Raw genomic sequence first — 19,427 nt, forward strand, 5'->3', positions numbered from 1 at the left:
TACGAGGGGGGATCTTATGAAAGGTATGTTGTCAGAATTTAAAAAATTTGCTGTCAAAGGAAACATCATTGATCTCGCTGTTGGGGTTATTATAGGGACTGCTTTTAGTAAAATTGTCACTTCTTTAGTAAACGATATTTTAATGCCTTTTATAGGTTTACTCATCGGGGGCATAAACTTCGCAAGCCTTGAATTTCGCATAGGAGAGGCGTCCATTAAATATGGTAATTTTATCCAAATAGTGGTGGATTTTCTAATAGTAGCATTTTCTATATTCATATTTGTTCACTTCATAAATAGGATAAGAAAGGAATTTGAAAAACCCGCTCCTCCTCCGCCTACTTCCGCTCCACCAGTTCCTTCTAAAGAAGAGATGCTGTTAACAGATATCAAAAACATTTTAGAAGAAATTAAATCTAAAAAATAATTTTTCAGTTAAATTCATAACCAAGTATAAGTAAAAAGAGGTGAAACACCCCTTTTTTATTATTTCTTCTTTTATATTTTTGCTTTTCTCTTTAAAATCCTTAATCCATAAATAGGTAATGCTACTTGTCTTTCTATAAATTGCTCAGTTATTATATCAAAATAGTTATTTTCATCCAAATTAATAACTTTTTCTTTATTCCCAAAATTCATTAGGAATACGTAATCGTTTTGCCCATCTGTTCTCATTTGAGCTGTTACTCCACTTGGCAGCTTGGTATCAATGACTTTTTTTAATTTCAAATTTTCTATAAGGGCTGAATAGAAAGTATCGTTGAATTTTTCTTCATTTCTTGAAGCAATATAATAAGCTTTTCCTCTTCCAAAACTATTAACCGTTAAAGCCGGTCTATCTTTATAAAAATCTTCATTGTAGTTTGCTAAACTTTGAGCTCCTTCTAAATGAACCAAATCACACAACTCTTTTGCTTTATAATCTCCTTTTAACCCTAATTCATTTCCTTCATTAAAAGAGACAAGCCTTTCTTCTCCATCATATAAAGCATCTATTTCTTCAGACCAAATACCCAAAACATTTCTTAAAGGTCCAGGGAATCCCCCTAAAAAGCATAAATCTGTTTCGTTAACTATCCCAGACCAATAGGTTGCAACAAACGTTCCGCCACTTTCTACAAATTCTTCTATTCTTTCAGAAACTCCTGGTCTAACCATATACAACATAGGAGCAATAAGTAGCTTGTATTTTGAAAAATCACAATCCATATTAATTACATCAACAGAAACCCCATTTTTCCAGAAAGGTTTATAATTACTTACAACTGTTTCTTCATAATTAATTCCAATATTTCTGGGTCCTTCTGCATCTTTCATTGCCCATCTATTTTCCCAGTCAAAGATTATGGCTACTTCAGGTTTTACACTTGTTCCAACAATCTCATCTAACTTTTGAAGCATATTCCCTACTTCTTTAACATCATTAAAAACTCTTGTATTTTCGTACCCACAATGATCAACAACAGCTCCATGAAACTTTTCTGTACTTCCTCTACTTTTTCTCCATTGAAAATATTGAACTGTATCTGAACCATGAGCAACTGCCTGAATAGAAGAAAGCAAATGCATATCAGGTCTTTTTAATTTACTTATCTCATGCCAATTTGTGGTACTTGGAGTACTTTCCATTAACATAAAAGGTTTCCCACTTTTTAAGGATCTATTTAAATCATGAACTAAACTCACACCAGAAGCTAAATCAATATCATCATTATATATATGCCATTTTGGATAGCTATCCCAAGATATAATATCTAAATAATCTACAAATTTCCAATAATCTAAACCTTCGTACACCCCCATGAAATTAGTTGTAACGGGTAAATCTGGATTTATCTTTTTTAAAGGCTTGATTTCATGTTTAAGAAAATCAACTGTTTGATATGTTACAAATCTTTTCCAATCTAAATTTAAGCCATGTACTATATTTTCTCCATGTGGAGCAGGTGATTCTATTTGCGACCAGTCGGTATATGTATGACTCCAAAAAGCAGTCCACCAAGCATGATTAAGATTATCAAGAGTTCCATACTTATCTTTTAGCCAATTTCTAAATGCTTCTTGACAAAGGTTACAATGACACTCTCCTCCATATTCATTAGATACATGCCACATGATTACTCCGGGATGTTTTGAATACCTTTCAGCAAGATTTGTGTTCATTATTCTAACTTTTTCTCGGTAAATAGGAGAAGTATAACAATGATTATGCCTTTCTCCAAATAAGTTTCTTACTCTATTTGGTCCCACTCTTAAAACTTCTGGATATTTTTGAGCCATCCATGCAGGTCTTGCACCACTTGGAGTTGCTAAAATAGTATAAATCCCGTTCTTATACAATCGGTCAATAACTTCGTCTAACCATTCAAAATTAAACTTTCCTTCTTCAGGTTCAAGAGTGCTCCACGCAAAAATCCCAACTGACATAACATTACAGTTAGCTAGTTTCATTAATCTAATATCTTCTTCTAAAATATCTGGATACTTTAACCATTGGTCGGGGTTATAGTCAGCACCATGCAAAAAATGAGGGGGTTTTTCACTAATTGGTTTATACTTCACAATTTCTTGCTCCTTTGAAATAGATACTGTTTCGGAGGTAGTTAAACAAATCAATCATTTATAGCTTTTATTTTTTCAGGATCAATTTTAAACTTTCTATCATAAGTCAAAAGCCCATTCATTTCTTGTTCAACGTCTGTCAACTGTGTATAACAATAACCGACTATGTATTCAATAGATTTTATTGCATTGGTTATTTCGATTAGACGTTTTAAAAAAGTTTCTTCATTAGTTACTTTATTTCCATAACCCCATCCTTCTGCCTGTGAAAAAGCAATTCCCCCATATTCCGTTATTAAAATTGGTTGACCATTATATGAGAATTCTTCTGCAAATATAAATTTATTCGCAGGAGCATCATTGATAATTTTATTTTTATCCTCATATATTTTCAGAAATTCTTTTCCGGATTCTCTGTAATCATGAATAGTACATAAATCAGTGTCTGTATGTTCCCAACCATCATTGGATACAACTAATCTTGTGGAGTCTATAGATTTTATCATGTTAACTAGACCTACTGTATAACTCTGTTGACTTTTATCTACCAAAATGCTAGGAACTCCCCATGATTCGTTAAAAGGTGTCCAAACTACTATAGAAGGATGATTATAATCCCTATCTAAGATTTCTTGCCATTCCCTTGTATATTGGTTGGCTGCCTCGTCCGTAAACTCATAAAAAGAAGCCATTTCACCCCATACCAATAATCCTAACTTATCACACCAGTAAAGATATAGTGGATCTTCAACTTTTTGATGCTTTCGTGCCCCGTTATATCCAAAATTTTTAGTCATTTTTATATCATTTATAATTGCTTCTTCACTTGGAGGAGTTAACAATGAGCCAGGGAAATAACCCTGATCTAATATTAACTTTTGGTAATAAGGACGATTGTTCAATAAAAACATTCCATTTTTGATGGAGACTTTTCTAACCCCAAAGTAACTTTTAACAGAATCTACAGTTTTTCCATTATTATCTATTAACTCAAAGTAAATGTCATATAAATTAGGCTCCTCTGGAGTCCATAGTTTAATCTTCCACTCGAATTTCTTACTTAACAAATTTAAAACAAAACTCATTTCATCATTCGAACATTGAAATTGTGTCTCTACAACATCTATTTCTTCAAACTTTATTTTGACCTTTAGCTTTCTTCCAACCGCTTTTGGTGTCATTAAAATATTAACCTTTAGATTACCATTGTCTAAATCTGGAGTCAATTTGACTTTTTCGATATGTACATCATCGACAGCTTCTAACCAGACTGTTTGCCATATACCAGTAGTTTTTGTATACCAACAAGCAAAAGGTTCTCCTATCCATGTTTGCTTCCCTCTTGCTTGTTTTGCATTATAGCTCTGGTCTTCAACTTTCACTACAATTTCTTCATTACCATTCCAATTTAAAAAATTAGTAATATCAAAACTAAACGGAGTATAACCTCCCTTATGACTACCTATATAATTACCATTTAACCATACTTTGGCTACATAATCAACTGCTCCAAAATTTATTTTTATTACTTTATTCTTCCAAGACTCTGGTATAGAGAAATTCTTTTTATACCATACATAATCATGAATGCCTTTATTGTTAATACCGCTCATTTCACTTTCATAACAAAACGGAACTACTATTTCTTGTGAAAAACTATGCGATATAAACCATTTCTCTTTTTCTCCAACATTATCATCATCAAATTCAAAATCCCATGTGCCGTTTAAATTTAACCACTCTTTCCTAACAAAGTTCGGTCGAGGATATTCAGGACGAGGTATTTCATTCATAATTATATCTCCTTTCTTATTATTAGATATTTTCATAAGAATAAATTTCAATATGGAAAAGGTTGAGGAGTCCTTGTAGGTCCTTTTATTCTTAATTCTCCATTTTCATTAAAATAAATTCTATCGATATTAAGCACTCTGATTCCACTCGGAGATTTTGGAAAAGCATGTGAGTGATAAACTATAAAAAGTTCGCTGCTATCAGGTGAATTAGTAACTGAACAGTGTCCAGGACCAGAAACACCTAATGATAAATCTTTTGAAAGAATCGGATTATCTTCGCTTTTGATCCACGGTCCCATTGGGTTGTCAGCCGTAGCATATCCTATTGCGTATTCTGGAGAAGCAAAATAATTAGCTGAATATAGTAGATAATAGATTCCATTTTCTTTTATAACGAAAGGACCTTCATTCCATTGCCAATCTTCTCCAATTCCTTCCCAATCTTGAGAAGGTTCAACAACTAAAATAGGATCTCCCTCTAAAGTTAAAAGATCTTTGGACATTTTTTGAACATAGATCTGACTTATATGCTTTCCATCAATAATATTTTCTGAGCAATCTCTAACGTAAAATAAATATGGAGTTCCATCTGAATCGATAAAAATATGTCCATCGATATTTGAAAAACCCTTATCAAATAAAGGAGCTTTAATGTTTAAAAAAGGTCCTATCGGAGATGAACTTTCAGCAAGGGCTATTTTTAAGTGCCCGTCAGAAGCTCGAGCACTATATATCATATAATATTTATTTTTATAGCTAACAACTTCTGGTGCCCAAAAATCACCTTGTCCCCATTCATTTCCTTCTTCAAACTTACTAAAAGCAAAACCTTTTTCCTCCCAATTGACCAAATCGTTTGATTCCCATACTTTAAATCCCATATTTGCAACTGATGTACCATAAAGATAGTAAGTGTCTTCTACTTTCAATACATAAGGATCAGCTACAAAAACTTTTAAAGGATTAGTGTAGGTAGAATCAGGATATGAATCAGTGCCAATATGATTATTACCGTAAATAAACAACGAAAATAAACTTAAAATAATTAAAAAAAGAGTTTTCAATCTGCTTCACCTCTGTCTACAGTACACATTGTATATTTTTAATTCTTACTCTTTCAGTCCTCCTACATTTAATCCTTGTATGAGTTGTTCTTGGAAGATCATGAAGAATATAAAAATAGGAAGAGCTGCAATTACATTTCCTGCCATCGTAATACCATATTTCATAGAATATGAACCATAAAAAGTTGCCAAACCGACTGGTAAAGTGTACATTTTTTGATCAGTCATAACTATTAAAGGCCATAAAAAATCGTTCCATGTACTTACAAAACTGAAAACGGATATAGCAACTAAAGAAGGCTTAGCTAATGGGACCATTATTCGAAACAGAATATACAATTCACCAGCTCCATCAATCCGAGCCGCTTCTTCAAACTCATTGGGGATGCCTTTGAAAAATTGAGATACAATCAAAACAAACATAGGATTTATCATATATGGAATTATTAAGCCCCAATAGGAATTTAATAAATTTAAGTCCCTTAAAAGCAAATATCTAGGTATCATAATGGCTTGGAGAGGTATCATAATTCCTGCTAACGTGAAATAAAATAAAAATTTATTTCCTCGAAAGTTTAACCTTCCTAATGAGTAAGAGGCAAAAATCGTAATAATTACCACACCAAAAGTTGAAATTAACGAGATTAAAGTACTATTAAAAAACCATCTTAAGACCCCTGATTGTTCCAAAATATATTTATAATTGTTAAAATTTATTTTTGAAGGGAAAAATTTTTGGGTAATTACTTCTAAATCAGTCTTAAAAGAAGAAATAACCATCCAAAAGATAGGAAATATGTATATAAATATAATCAAAATTGCTACAAAGGTTAATAGCTTTGATTTTTTCAACTTTTTTCACCACCTGTTCCAAGAGTTAACCTAAATTGTACAATACTAACTATGAACATGATAACAAAAAAGAATAAAGCCATTGCTTGAGCATATCCCATTCTAAAGTATCTGAATCCTTGATCATAAATATACTGAATTAAAACTCTCGTTTTGCCATTCGGCCCTCCTCCAGTCATAATATAAACTTGACCGAATATTTGCAAAGAGGCAATTGTTTGAAGAACTAAAACTAATGAATGAGTCCTCTTTAAAAGGGGAACTGCGATAAAAAAAGTTTTTTGAAATGAATTAGCACCATCTATTGTAGCCGCTTCATATATAGAAGGAGAAATCTCTTGTAATCCTGCTAAATAGAGAATTACATTAAAGCCCAGAGTCCACCAAATAGTAGTTAAAGCGATAGCAGGCATGGCAGTAGTAGGATTTGTTAACCAGCCTCTATAGTTAATACCCACAGCTTGAAATATTTTAGATATAATTCCAAAATTGGGTTGATACATAAATACCCATATGCTACATACAATTGTAATGGATAAAATATAAGGGAAAAAAAACAATACTCTAAATAATTTTTGAAAATATATTTTAGAGTTTAATAAAAGTGCTATTAAAAAACCTAAAATTACTAAAATAGGCACAGTTAATATAACAAAGTAGAGCGTGTGCCATAAAGTTTCCCAAAAAGTGGGATCATTGAACATTTTTGTGAAATTAGCTAATCCTATAAAGGTAGGTTCACTAAATAGATCCCATTCATAAAATGACATTCTAAACCCTTGTATAAGTGGATAAATTAAAAATAAAATGTATAAAAAACCGAAGGGAATATAAAAAAGATACCCACTAAGAGTTCTTTTTTTCATTTTTAAAGTCTCCTCTCAATGATTTTTAAGATACTCCTCTAAATAAATAATAAGTTAGAGAAACATCCCACGAAATATCGTGGGATGTGCGATAATGAGATAATAAATCTTATTTCGCTACTTGTTTAACTGTATTAACAAGATCATCTGCAGCTTTTTCGGGCGTAAGTGCACCTAAAACTACACCTTGACAAAGTTCCAATAGTTTGTCTTGTATTTCTTTCCATCCCCTAACTTCAGGTACAAACGCCCTTTCAGACGAAACTATGAAATTTTCTCTTAGTGGCAAACTTAAAAATTCTGTTGACTCTGCAACACTTTTTACAACAGGAAGATGTCCAGCTTTAGCCCATTCATATGAGCGATTTACTAGCCATTCTGCAAAAGTAACAGCTGCTTTTACTTTCTCTTCATTTATTTTAGGAGCTTTTGGTATAATTAACGTATGAGAATCTCCCCAAACATATGGTGTGTCAGTAAAAGAGAAAGGCGGAACAGGCATAACGCCAATTTCTTCTAAAACCCCCATATCTTCGAATGCAGCCATTGCCCAGACGCCGTCAAAAGTAAAACCAGCTTGCCCAGTTATAAATAGCGCTCTAGCTGTTTCATAATCTACGTAAGTCGTTAAATCTTCTTTATAGAATTTGAGTATTTCTGCATAAGTTTTTTCTGCAATGTTCTTATCAATCATGAAATTACCATTTTCGTCTTCTAGTTTTCCACCAAAATTTCTATACAAAGTTAGCCATAATCTCTCACCTAAACCGTTCAAATCTTCTATAGCCACACCATATTTTCCAGTCTTTTGCTTAATTTGTTTACAGAAATTATAGAATTCCTCGAATGTTTTAGGAAGTAATATTTGACCATTACTGTCTACTAAACCAGCTTCGCGAAGTACACTTTTATTATAATATAAAACTAAAGGATGTGCATCTAAGGGTAATGCATATAGTTGAGAATTAAAAGTAGCCGCTTGAAGAATATTATCAAAATAATCAACTTTTAAGCTATTAGAAACATATTTATCTATCGGTAATAATGCTCCTCTTTCTACGTAATCTACTAAAGATGATCTATGCATTATGGCTAGATCAGGGGGATTACCGCCAACCATTGAAGCTAGTAACTTGTTATAATACTCGCCCCAATCAAGAGGTTGTTGATTAACAAAAATTTCATTCTGCTCTTTGTTAAATTGATTGACAAGCCCAGTTATAATGTGTCCTTCCCCACCACTAAAAAGAGTCCAAAAAGTTATTTCAGTAGCTTTCGAAAATCCAACAGTTGTCAGAATAACTATGAAACATACCAAAAAAAATCTACTTAACTTCTTCATTTTTTCTGCCTCCTTATATATTATTGATACCGATACCGTTAACGATACCAAAAACATTATAACAAAGTTAACGTTATTTGCAAAACTTTTTTATGAACGATTAGGGAAGTTTAGGTTTGATTAAGAGCAAATATTTATGATTAACTTGGTTTTTCTTAATTTTCTAAAATTCTTACTCCACTTTCAATTGATGTAGTATAAAAAGAAGCTTTTATATTGGTTTTATTAAAATAAGCAGCAGAGACATTTTGTATGAATGATTCGACTTTATTTTTTTCAACTACGGCTATCGCACATCCGCCAAAACCTGCGCCTGTCATTCTTGCCCCTACACAACCCTGTGTTTTTAATGACTCTTCGACGATGGTATCCAGTTCCAAACCAGTTACTTCATAATCATATTTTAGTGAGTCATGTGATTGGATTAATAATTTTGCAAAACCTTTTATATCGTCCTTTTTTAGTAATTCAACAGCTTTAATCACCCTTTGATTTTCAGTAATTACATGCCTTGCTCTTTTTATTTCTATCTCATCTTTCAAATATTTAAGGTCATCGAGTGTACATTGACATAAATTACTAACCTTGTTATTTTTTGCTTTATTTATTGTTTCTAAGGCATTCTCACATTCTTTTCTTCTTTTATTATACTCTGAAGAGGCTAATTCTCTTCTTTTATTTGTATTCATAACAATCAAAATGTACCCATTTAAGTAACATGGGATATTTTCATAAGATAGATTTTGTGTATCTAAAAGTAAAGCATGATCTTTTTTCGAATTGGCTACAACGAATTGATCCATTATTCCTGAATTTACACCTATAAATTTGTTTTCGACTCTTTGCCCTAATAGAGCAATATATTTTTTATTTATACTTTCTGGTTGCAAAATTGGGTATAAAAGCATATAGGCAATTAACACTTCTAAAGCAGCGGAAGATGAGAGGCCTGCACCGTTGGGAAGATTCCCTTTAATCAATATATTACAACCTTTCAAAGAATATCCATCTTCTTTTAGAAACTTCATTACACCTTTAGCATAGTTCCCCCAACCGTCTTTGGCTTCGTATTTTATTTCTTTTTCCAAATCAATTATAACTTCGTTAGAAAAGTCCATAGATTTTAATCTAATTATCTTATCATCCCTAAGAGACATTACTCCATATATGCCTAAATTAATAGCAACTGGTAAAACATAACCACCATTATAATCGATATGCTCTCCTATTAAATTTACTCTACCTGGTGAAAAAAAACTATATATTGGTTTTTCTACTTCTCCATAAGTTTCAATAAAAGAATTTCTTAGATTCATTTCTTCTTACCTCTCTTATTAGTTAAGATATTTATAAGGATTTTTTGTATTTTTCTATAGCTTTTTTTAAAGTAACTGCTGTTTCTTCGACTGCTAAGGTATTAGCTGCAGCCCAAGCTCCCATTTCACTAGACGCGTACCATTTTATTTTGTTTTTATCTCTAAGAGGAGGATAGAATTCTATATGAAAGTGAAAATATTTGTCAGAATCTTTATATTCTTGTGAATTCACAGGATTTTGATGTATGTTCATCATATATGGAAATGGTTTATCAAAAAGAGCATCAAATCCACCTGTTAATAACTTTAAACTTTCTGCTAAATCCCATTTTTCTTTATCCGTAAACTGTGAAAGGTTGCCTTTGTGAGACTTACTAACGATAAAAGCGCCATACGGGTAATCTGTAAAAAAAGGAAGATAAACAAGGAAAGAATCATTTTCAAAAAGTATTCTTTTTTCAAATTTTTTTTCTTCTTTGTTCATATCACAAATTAGACAATTATTTTTTTCTTCGTAATATTCTTTGCAACTATCTAGTTCTACTTTTAATTTCAAGGGAATCCAAGAATAAGCATAGAGTTGCCCGTGGGGGTGAAACATGGTTACTCCAACTTCTTTTCCCCTATTTTCAAAAGGAAAGATATATTTGATGTTTTTGTCTTTTGATAATTCTACAAACCGTTCTACCCACAAATTGACAAGTTTATATATATGTTCAATGGATAGTTGTGGAAGAGTAACGTTGTGATCGGGAGAATATAATATTACTTCACATTTTCCATAATTTTTAGCTACTTTGTATAAATCCGTTCCTTTTATATTTGGTTCATCAGGATCCAATTTCAAGGCAGGAAAATCATTATCATATGTATAAACTTCGTAGTTTTCGGGAACTTTTTTCCCGGGGCCTGGACAAAAAGGACACCAATCTTCTGGAAGATGGGGCCTGTTTTGCCTATTATCAGCAACCATTGTCCAAGTTTTTAATAAAGGATTCCATCTTAATTCAGGCATTATTTTTCTCTCCTTTTCTAAGAATTTCTCACTACTAATTCCACATCCAAAACTTTTCTTGTTGAGGAATTGACTCTGTTTTTATTTTTTATCCTTTTATAAATCATTTGGAACGCTTGATATCCCATTTCAAATTTATGTACTTTTACGGTTGTTAATTCTGGTTCTATTAATCTAGAAAATCTTATGTCATCGTATCCAACTATCGAAACTTCTTGAGGAATTTTTACCTTTTTTTCTTTTAAAGCTTTAATAGCCCCATAGGCTATTAGATCGTTATAACAAAAGATTCCATCAAATTTTTCTTTTTTTTGAAGCATTTCCATAGTTTTATCATATCCCGCTTGAACATGGTATCCTTCATGAACATGATGACACAGTTTTACATCGTTTTCTGAAAAAGATATTCCTTTTTCTTTTAAAGCTTTTTTAAAACCTTCCAACCTTCCAAAAGAGGCAGAATTATACAATTGATCGGTAATCATCTTTATCTTTGTTCGCCCTTTTTCAATTAAATGTTTGGTAGCTATATACCCACCTTTTACTTCATCACTAAAGATTTCATCAACATTCCATTCATAAATTTCCCTTCCTACTAAAACCATAGGGAAATGTTCTTTAATGAGTTCTCTAATATCTTCATAACTTTCTTGCATTGGAAAAAGCAGTATTCCATCTACTCTTCTTTCTAAAAGCGTTTTAATGAATTTTTCTTCGTTTTCATAAACTCCTTCAGAGTTCATTATTATTATTTGATAATCTCTTTCCTGCGCAGCTTTATCAATGCCTTTAAAAACTTCTGAAAAAAATGGGTTAGAGCTATCAGGCATTATAACTCCAATGGTATGAGTAACACTTGATTTAAGCATAGTTGCATATACATTTCTAACATATCCCATTTCTTGGGCTATTTTTTCTATTTTCTTCTTCGTGTTCTCGTTTATATCAGGTTTATCATTCAAAGCCCGGGATACTGTATTGGGAGATACACCAGCTTTTTTAGCAATATCTTTTATAGTAACAAAGCTACTTCGGCTTATTTTTAATCACCTCACTAATCTAATTATGTTAACGTTAACGGTATCAAACTAATTTTACACCAAAAAAAATAAAAAACAAAATGTTTTTTATAATTTTCCTATTTATCAAAGAATATTTTTAGAAAATAACGCTTTGCTTTCACTCTTATTAATAAGAAAAAGGGTGAGTTTGATTGAAGGTCTTTGTGGCTACGGCATTGAGGGTACTGAATCTCCCTCAACGATTCTCTATAAAACTCATCACCCCAATCTAGACATCAAAAAAGACAAATCAAACGTTTATCATAATATCATTTCAACATCAAAAGATTAGTCCAAAGATCTACAAAAGTCCTCGGCTTTAGCTATCGAATCTTTCTTTTTTTGAGATTATACACCCTCTTGCCCGCCTTTAACAACATTATCAAGCCCTATTTTTCTGTCAAATTAAAAGAGCAAAAAATAACCACGCCGGCATTATTACGATATTTTCTTCTTTTGCTAGTGTGTTTTTTGTTATCAATACACCTTTACCAAAAACTTTTTTCATACTAAAATAATCACTTTTAGTGATATTGTTTTGAAATTTTACTTCTATTGGAAATAATCCCTCATTTTCTTCTATTACAAAATCTATTTCATTACCCCTATCTGAATACCAAAAATATGGTCCGTTGTATAAATTTAAAGCATAAGTACTCAGTTTGTTTAAATTTAATAGATGCCGCAAGGTTATTTGTTCTATCCTTTGTGACATTTTTATCTCTTTACCACTTGTTTCAGTAATCAAAGTGCAAATTACTTGATCTAAAGGATAAACTTTTTTTTGCTTCTTAAACTTGATAGTTTTTGTTGAAGGATCTATAAAATAAATCGTTGAGATAATAAAACTATATGCTAAATATTCAAAATATTTTTGAATTGTGTCAACAGATTTTATCGATTCACTTAAATCGTTTAAGATTGAACGCCAGGAAAATCTCTGACCAATTATTCCAGGAAGTTTTTTAAATATTTCAATTATAATTCCTCTTGAATTCATATATTTTTCAGCATCGCCTAGAATAAAATCGCGATATATGTTTTTAGTTTGTTCTGTAATTTTACCTTCGATCATATATTCATCTATTACTTTTGGAAATCCGCCAAAATTGATATATTTTAAAAAATATTCTTGTAAAAAAGAATATCGAAAATTTAAACCTTTGATATCTTCTTCGCCAAGCGAAACAATTTCTCTTAGATTTAATGAATCTATCTCTATTCCCCTTGCTTTTAGATATTCGTTGAACGTTAAAGGTAAAAACACTAGATCTTTACCCACGCCTCTTCTTCCTGGCATTCTTTCGCTTGATACTTTCAAGTCATAAGCAGATGAACCTGTTAAGATAACCACTGCATTAACTATTAAGCCTATATCTACCAAATACTTAATCGCACTCTGCCAATTATTAACCATTGTTATTTCGTCTATAAATATGTAAGTTCTTTCGTTTTTTGAAATATTGAAGGATTGTAAATAAATTTTTATTATGTCAGCCAGTTCCGACTTATCTTTGATCATATCGCATGTAAAAAATAATATACGTAGGGGGTCAATATTATCTTCGATTAACTTCCTAATAAATAATTTAATAAAAGTAGTTTTTCCCACCTGTCTCGGACCCCTTATAGTATATATACCGAATTTATCAACAGGAATATTTGAAAAAAGTTTCTCTGGATAATATTTGAAATTACTTTTTTCATAATTGATTATATTTCTATCCTGGTATATGGTCATCTTATCTCTCCACCAAGGATTCATGATGTGCAAGTCCTCAAAGTCCATTTATAATCCCACCTCTAATCCAAAATTTCCCTACTACGAATTAATTATATCATAAAGTGAAGGTTTTTATCTAAGGTATTTGACAAAAACGCACGGTTTTGTCGAATTGATTAGACAAAAATCTACACTCTAATCTTACAGAAAAACTCACAGAACAAACATAGAAAACAATAAACAAACTATATTAAAAAGTTGACTTTAAAAATTATGCTATAATAAAAATATGATGCGATATGGGCATATTTGTTGGATATTTTCAGATAAGTCCCTGAATGATGAAATTTATTCGAGTGATGTTAGAAAGGTCGCACCAGAAAAAGCGAAAACGGTTATATGGTATCCAATCTGAGAGATATAAGCGAGGATTTCCAGAAAACTGAAAACAGAGTATATTATTGTGGTCAGAAAATAGATAGGTGGTGAAAAAATTGTTAACATTAATAAAAGATGCAGAAGTTTACTCTCCTTCTTATGAAGGAAAGAAAGATGTCTTAATAGGTGGAGGAAAGATTTTATACATTCAAGAAAATATAAAATTAGATACAAATTTACAGGTAGATATAGTTGATGGAGAGGGTTATCTATTAGTTCCTGGTTTTATCGATTCTCACGTACATATTGTTGGTGGAGGTGGAGAAGGGGGATACAATACCAGAACTCCAGAAATTACCCTTTCTCAAATAGTAAAAGGCGGAATAACTACGTTGGTAGGTGTATTAGGAACAGATAATGCAACAAGAAGTATGGAGAACTTAATAGCTAAGGCTAAATCATTAAATGTAGAAGGAATTAGTTGTTACGCATATACTGGTTCTTATCATTTGCCTTTGAAGACTTTTACCAAAAGAATTATAGACGATATAGTTTTTATTGAAGAAATCATAGGTGTTGGAGAAATAGCTATTTCAGATCATCGAGGTTCTCAACCTACGATAGAAGAGTTGACAAGATTAACTTCGGATGCAAGAGTTGGAGGTATTTTGTCGAAAAAAGCTGGTATTGTCAATGTTCATGTTGGAAGAGGCAAAAATTTTGTAGACCCTTTAATAGAAGTGGTTAAGAACTCAGATTTGCCTATTACCCAGTTCTTGCCAACTCATATGAACAAAGGTAAAGAATCTATTCAGGTATGCAAAGAATTTATTGACTTAGGAGGGAGAGTGGATTTTACAACTAGTAGTTCTGAAAAGAGAAGCAAAGATGATTTTTCAAAACCTTCTAAAGCCTTGAAAACTTTATTGGACGAAGGGGTAAATATAGATAATATTTCTTTTTCTTCTGATGGTCAAGGAAGTCTACCAAAGTTTGATGAAAAAGGTAATTTCTTAAAATTGGATGTAGCAGATGTATGTACGCTTTTTGAAGAGGTAAGAGATTGCGTGATTCAAGAAAATATCCCATTAGAAGAGGCCTTAAAAGTCATTACTTCTAATCCTGCTAATTTTCTTAAATTAGAAAACAAAGGGCAAATAAAAGAAGGCTTCGATGCAGATTTGGTGTTATTACAAAAAGACACTTTGAATATTGAAAAAGTCATGGCAAAAGGGAAACTTCTAATAACCATTTTCTAAAAGATTTTTCAAAATCTAATATTGAAGAAGTTATAATGAAAATAAAAAAGTGTGGAGCCACAAAAGTAGCTCCAACTCATTGTAGTGGTGATTTAGCGAGAAATTTATTCAAAGCAAATTTCAAAGGCAATTTTATAGAGATAGGAACGGGATCAGAAATAGAAATTTAGTTATTTACTGTTATGAATAACTCAATTTTAAATTTTTGTTTTTTATCTCTTTTTTGATAGTGGCTATAAAATCTTTTCTTGAAATATTTTCCACTGTTTTCCCATCTCTGGTTCTTACATTTATGGTATCACCACTTACTTCCTTTTCCCCAAAAACTATCATGTAAGGTATCTTTTTCATCTGTTCGCTTCGTATTTTGTAACCAACAGTTGAATCAGAGTCATTTACATAAACTCTAATATTTTCTTTGTCAAGTTCTTGAGCAAACTTCTTTGCTTCTTCATTGTACTTTTCAGAAACAGGAATTATGGAAATTTGCGTTGGAGATAGCCAAGTTGGAAATTCTCCAGCAAAATTTTCTACTAATATACCAAAAAACCTTTCTAGAGAACCCAAAATAGCCCTATGAATCATTACAGGTCTTTTTTGTTCGTCATTTTCATCTGCATAAACCAGGTCAAACCTTTCTGGCATTTGAAAATCAAGTTGAATAGTGGTACACTGCCATTTTCTTCCTAATGAATCAGTTAGATTAAAATCAATCTTGGGACCATAGAAAGCTCCTTCTCCCTCATCAATCCGATATTTAATGTTAGATTTTTCCAAAGCTAGTTTTAAGGCGTTTGTGGCTCTTTCCCAGCTTTCCAAATCTCCCATGTGATCTTCAGGCATTGTACTCAATATTGCCTCGTATTTAAAATCAAACGTTGAATATATCTCATTTGTGAGTTGTATGACTTTTATTATTTCTTCTTCTATTTGTGATTGAGTACAGAAAATATGGGCATCATCTTGTGTGAAAGCTCTTACTCTAAATAATCCATGTAAAACTCCACTTCTTTCATACCTGTGAACTTTACCGAATTCAAACATTCTTATCGGAAGATCTCTGTAACTTATAAACTTATTCTTATATATTAAGATATGGCCAGGACAATTCATAGGTTTTACAGCCATAGGCATATCTTCTTTTTCTGTAAAGAACATGTTCTCTTGATAATGATCCCAGTGACCAGATTGATGCCATAATTTAATGTTCATTATTTGTGGAGTTTCAACCTCTTCGTATCCATATTTCTTGTGAATCTCTCGTGAAAAAGACATTAATTCGTTCAGTATAATCTTACCATTTGGTAAAAAGAAAGGCATACCTGGCGCCATTTCGGATTGCAACATAAATAAATCTAATTTAGGACCTAGTTTTCTATGATCTCTTTTTTTTGCTTCTTCCAACATAGTTAGATAATCTTCTAAGTCTTTCTTTTTTGAAAAAGCCGTTGCATATATCCTTTGAAGCATCTTATTATTTTCATTTCCTCGCCAATATGCCCCCGAAACTGAAAGAAGTTTAAAATATTTAACGTATCCAGTTGAAGGAAGATGAGGACCCCTACATAGATCAAAGAAATCTCCTTGGTAATAAACGGAAACTTTATTCCCTGGAAGTTCCTCAATCAATTCAACTTTGTACGGTTGATCCTTAAATAATTCTTTAGCCTCTTCTTTGGAAAGTTCTTTTCTTGTTATAGAGATATCTTCTTTTATAATTTTTTTCATTTCTTCTTCTATTTTTGAAAAATCTTCTTCTGAGAGACTGTATCCTTCAATATCAAAATCATAGTAAAATCCATCTTCTATAACTGGTCCTATAGCCAATTTCACTTTATCTTTTCCAAAGATTATTACCACTGCTTGAGCCATAATGTGAGCCATTGTATGCCTATATATTTTAGGAGCTATTTCATCACCTAAAGTTATCAGTTTAATGGTAGAATCTTCGGTAATAGAAGTATTTAAATCCTTTAACTCACCATTTATTTCTGCAGCAATAGAGTTCCTAAATAACCCCTCAGATATACTTTTTGCTATATCCGCCGGTGTTACTCCCTTTTCGAATTCTTTAACCGAATTATCAGGAAAAGTTATTTTAACCATTTAATCACCTCTGATTATATCGTTAAACTTTCAAGTTTTGCTTTTAAATCTCTTTCTATAAGTTTATCTATAATTTCATCTAAGTCACCATCAAGTAATTCATTTATTCTATGAGTTGTATAATGAATTCTGTGATCTGTAATTCTGTTTTGTGGGAAATTATAAGTTCTGATTTTTTCGCTTCTATCCCCGCTACCTATTTGAGATTTTCTTTCTTGAATAAGTTGAGATTGTTGCTCATTCAATTTTATTTCAAAAAGCTTAGTTCGTAATATGTTTAATGCTTTCTCTTTGTTTTGGTGCTGAGACCTTTCATTTTGACAAGTAACCACTATCCCTGTTGGAAGATGAGTTATTCTAACTGCCGAATCCGTTTTATTTACGTATTGACCTCCTGCACCACTTGCTCTGTAAGTATCTATCCTTAAATCATTTTCGTTAATTTGAACATCTATATCTGTAGCTTCTGGCAGAACAGCCACTGTTGCGGTTGATGTATGTATTCTTCCAGAAGATTCTGTTTGAGGCACGCGTTGCACCCTGTGTACTCCGCTTTCATATTTAAATCTCCTGTAAACATCTTTTCCTTTTATTTTTATTATAGCGGTTTTTATTCCCCCTAGTTCGTTTTCGTTAAGATCTAGTGTTTCATACTTCCAACCCTTTCTTTCGGCATAACGGAGATACATTCTCATCAATTCTGAAGCAAAAAGACTTGCTTCGTCCCCGCCTGTTCCTGCCCTTATTTCCATTATTATATTTCTTTCATCGTATTTATCTTGTGTAACTAAACCTTCCAAAATCCGTTTTTCTATCTTCCCTTCTTTTTTTTCTATCTCACTTAGCATAGATTGATATTCTTCCTCAGAAATCTCTCCATCGTCATACATTTCTTTCAAGGTTTTCTTATCTTCTAACACTTCTTCATAACTACTAAATAGACCATCTAATTCCGATAAACGAGAATGATCTTGACCTAGTTTTTTCAGTTGTTCTACATCATTGGTTACCTCTGGATCACTTAATTGTTTTTCCAATTCTTCTATTTTTTTCTTAACTTCCTCTTTAAAATCTAATATGTTCAAAGGTTTGGTGTAAAAACACCTTTCCTCCTTCCCAAAAAATTAATTTCGTTATATTTTGAAATTTTATTCTACAAATCCGATCCCAATGGTTCCCGGACCTCCATGAACTCCAATTACTGATTCTAAAGGACCAGACTGTATCTCTACTTTACCATTCAACTTTTCTTTTAGTAGATTTACAAAGTAATTTTCATCTTCGTCAAATAAAGCATTTCGAGTATGAAAAATTAAATTACTTAGATTCGAAATTCTTGTCACAACAATATCAGCCATTCCCTCTAGAGCTTTTTTTCTAGATCTAGCTAACTTTATTGGCTTAACTTCTCCTTCTATGAATTCACTGATAGGATTAACTCTTAGCATCATACCCAGAAATTTGGCAGCTCCCCCTATTCTTCCTCCTGCACTCATATATTTTAAGGACTTAACCGTAAATATAGTATGAGTTTTTTCAATTAATCCTTTAGATATCTCATACAATTGTTCTATTGTATTTTTTCCTTTTTCAATAATTTCATATATTTTGTTTTCCAAAGCTGCTTGACCTCCGGAACAGGTTTTGGTATCTATTATTTTAATCTTACAATCAGGGTACTTTTTTTCAAAAGATTCCTTTGCTACATTAGCATTGCTAAAACTCGATGATAATTTGCTTGATATAGTTGTTATTAATATATTTTTGTGCCCTTTTTCATACTTGGACAAAATATTATTATACCAATCTTCTGGATTGGGTGCTGAAGTTTTAGGAAGTAAATTAGGATCATCTTTCATTTTTTTGTAGAGCTCTTTATCTGTAATGTCTTTACCCTGAACTAAGTAATTTTCACCATCCAAGGTTATGTAAAAAGGAACCAAAGAAACATCATATTTTTCCAATACTTCTGAAGGCAGGTAACCTCCGGAATCTGCTATTATACCAATTTTCCCCATTTTTTCTCCTCATTTCTTTAATTTTATAGATTTTCTAATCATTAAAATTCTTTCAAATTTTAAAACTTT

Annotated in this window: 16 protein-coding genes; 3 read left to right on the forward strand and 13 right to left on the reverse strand. The window is 31.8% G+C overall.

What is annotated here, in order from left to right; translation table 11 throughout:
• The first annotated feature begins 25 nt into the window (after positions 1–25).
• On the forward strand, positions 26–427 hold the full coding sequence (mscL, locus tag PW5551_RS04355) for a large-conductance mechanosensitive channel protein MscL (RefSeq protein ID WP_113074589.1): 402 nt from the start codon (positions 26–28) through the stop codon (positions 425–427).
• A gap of 71 nt (positions 428–498) precedes the next feature.
• On the opposite strand, the gene PW5551_RS04360 is transcribed toward mscL, so the two are convergent.
• The 10 genes from PW5551_RS04360 to PW5551_RS04405 form a co-directional block, all read right to left on the reverse strand.
• On the reverse strand, positions 499–2,565 hold the full coding sequence (locus PW5551_RS04360; RefSeq protein ID WP_113074590.1) for a beta-galactosidase: 2,067 nt from the start codon (positions 2,563–2,565) through the stop codon (positions 499–501).
• 47 nt (positions 2,566–2,612) lie between these two features.
• Positions 2,613–4,355 (reverse strand): glycoside hydrolase family 2 protein, encoded by a 1,743-nt coding sequence (locus tag PW5551_RS04365; RefSeq protein ID WP_113074574.1) that lies wholly within the window; start codon positions 4,353–4,355, stop codon positions 2,613–2,615.
• A 47-nt stretch (positions 4,356–4,402) separates the two neighbouring features.
• Positions 4,403–5,422: a glycoside hydrolase family 43 protein gene (locus PW5551_RS04370; protein ID WP_199562187.1), complete on the reverse strand. Its 1,020-nt coding sequence runs from the start codon at positions 5,420–5,422 to the stop codon at positions 4,403–4,405.
• Positions 5,423–5,467: 45 nt separating this feature from the next.
• The gene (locus PW5551_RS04375) at positions 5,468–6,274 is read right to left on the reverse strand and encodes a carbohydrate ABC transporter permease (RefSeq protein ID WP_113074575.1); all 807 of its coding nucleotides are present in this window, start codon (positions 6,272–6,274) and stop codon (positions 5,468–5,470) included.
• Positions 6,271–7,140 carry a carbohydrate ABC transporter permease gene (locus PW5551_RS04380; protein ID WP_113074576.1) on the reverse strand — a complete coding sequence of 290 codons (870 nt, stop codon included), beginning with the start codon at positions 7,138–7,140 and terminating at the stop codon, positions 6,271–6,273. The genes PW5551_RS04375 and PW5551_RS04380 overlap by 4 nt, the downstream gene beginning before the upstream one ends.
• Positions 7,141–7,249: 109 nt before the next feature.
• Positions 7,250–8,482, reverse strand: a complete 1,233-nt coding sequence (locus tag PW5551_RS04385) for an ABC transporter substrate-binding protein (protein WP_158526135.1) — start codon at positions 8,480–8,482, stop codon at positions 7,250–7,252.
• A 155-nt stretch (positions 8,483–8,637) separates the two neighbouring features.
• Positions 8,638–9,798, reverse strand: a complete 1,161-nt coding sequence (locus tag PW5551_RS04390) for a galactokinase (protein ID WP_113074578.1) — start codon at positions 9,796–9,798, stop codon at positions 8,638–8,640.
• Positions 9,799–9,829: 31 nt separating this feature from the next.
• A complete protein-coding gene (galT, locus tag PW5551_RS04395; RefSeq protein ID WP_113074579.1) occupies positions 9,830–10,813 on the reverse strand; it encodes a galactose-1-phosphate uridylyltransferase in 984 nt (327 codons plus the stop codon).
• Between the two features lie 17 nt (positions 10,814–10,830).
• Positions 10,831–11,853: a LacI family DNA-binding transcriptional regulator gene (locus PW5551_RS04400; RefSeq protein ID WP_113074580.1), complete on the reverse strand. Its 1,023-nt coding sequence runs from the start codon at positions 11,851–11,853 to the stop codon at positions 10,831–10,833.
• Between the two features lie 421 nt (positions 11,854–12,274).
• Positions 12,275–13,663 carry an ATP-binding protein gene (locus PW5551_RS04405; protein WP_113074581.1) on the reverse strand — a complete coding sequence of 463 codons (1,389 nt, stop codon included), beginning with the start codon at positions 13,661–13,663 and terminating at the stop codon, positions 12,275–12,277.
• A gap of 428 nt (positions 13,664–14,091) precedes the next feature.
• Between PW5551_RS04405 and iadA the strand changes: the two genes are divergently transcribed.
• Complete coding sequence (iadA, locus tag PW5551_RS04410; protein ID WP_113074582.1) at positions 14,092–15,234, forward strand: beta-aspartyl-peptidase; 1,143 nt, start codon at positions 14,092–14,094, stop codon at positions 15,232–15,234.
• A gap of 35 nt (positions 15,235–15,269) precedes the next feature.
• Positions 15,270–15,404 (forward strand): hypothetical protein, encoded by a 135-nt coding sequence (locus tag PW5551_RS10660; RefSeq protein WP_255420117.1) that lies wholly within the window; start codon positions 15,270–15,272, stop codon positions 15,402–15,404.
• 10 nt (positions 15,405–15,414) lie between these two features.
• Here PW5551_RS10660 and thrS read toward each other — a convergent pair whose 3' ends face one another.
• The 3 genes from thrS to PW5551_RS04425 form a co-directional block, all read right to left on the reverse strand.
• Positions 15,415–17,340 (reverse strand): threonine--tRNA ligase, encoded by a 1,926-nt coding sequence (gene thrS, locus PW5551_RS04415; protein ID WP_113074583.1) that lies wholly within the window; start codon positions 17,338–17,340, stop codon positions 15,415–15,417.
• Positions 17,341–17,354: 14 nt separating this feature from the next.
• Positions 17,355–18,425 carry a peptide chain release factor 1 gene (gene prfA, locus PW5551_RS04420; protein WP_199562191.1) on the reverse strand — a complete coding sequence of 357 codons (1,071 nt, stop codon included), beginning with the start codon at positions 18,423–18,425 and terminating at the stop codon, positions 17,355–17,357.
• A 63-nt stretch (positions 18,426–18,488) separates the two neighbouring features.
• Positions 18,489–19,358 (reverse strand): DegV family protein, encoded by an 870-nt coding sequence (locus tag PW5551_RS04425; protein ID WP_113074584.1) that lies wholly within the window; start codon positions 19,356–19,358, stop codon positions 18,489–18,491.
• Positions 19,359–19,427: the final 69 nt, after the last annotated feature.

The sequence above is a fragment of the Petrotoga sp. 9PW.55.5.1 genome (assembly GCF_003265365.1).
Classification (GTDB): domain Bacteria; phylum Thermotogota; class Thermotogae; order Petrotogales; family Petrotogaceae; genus Petrotoga.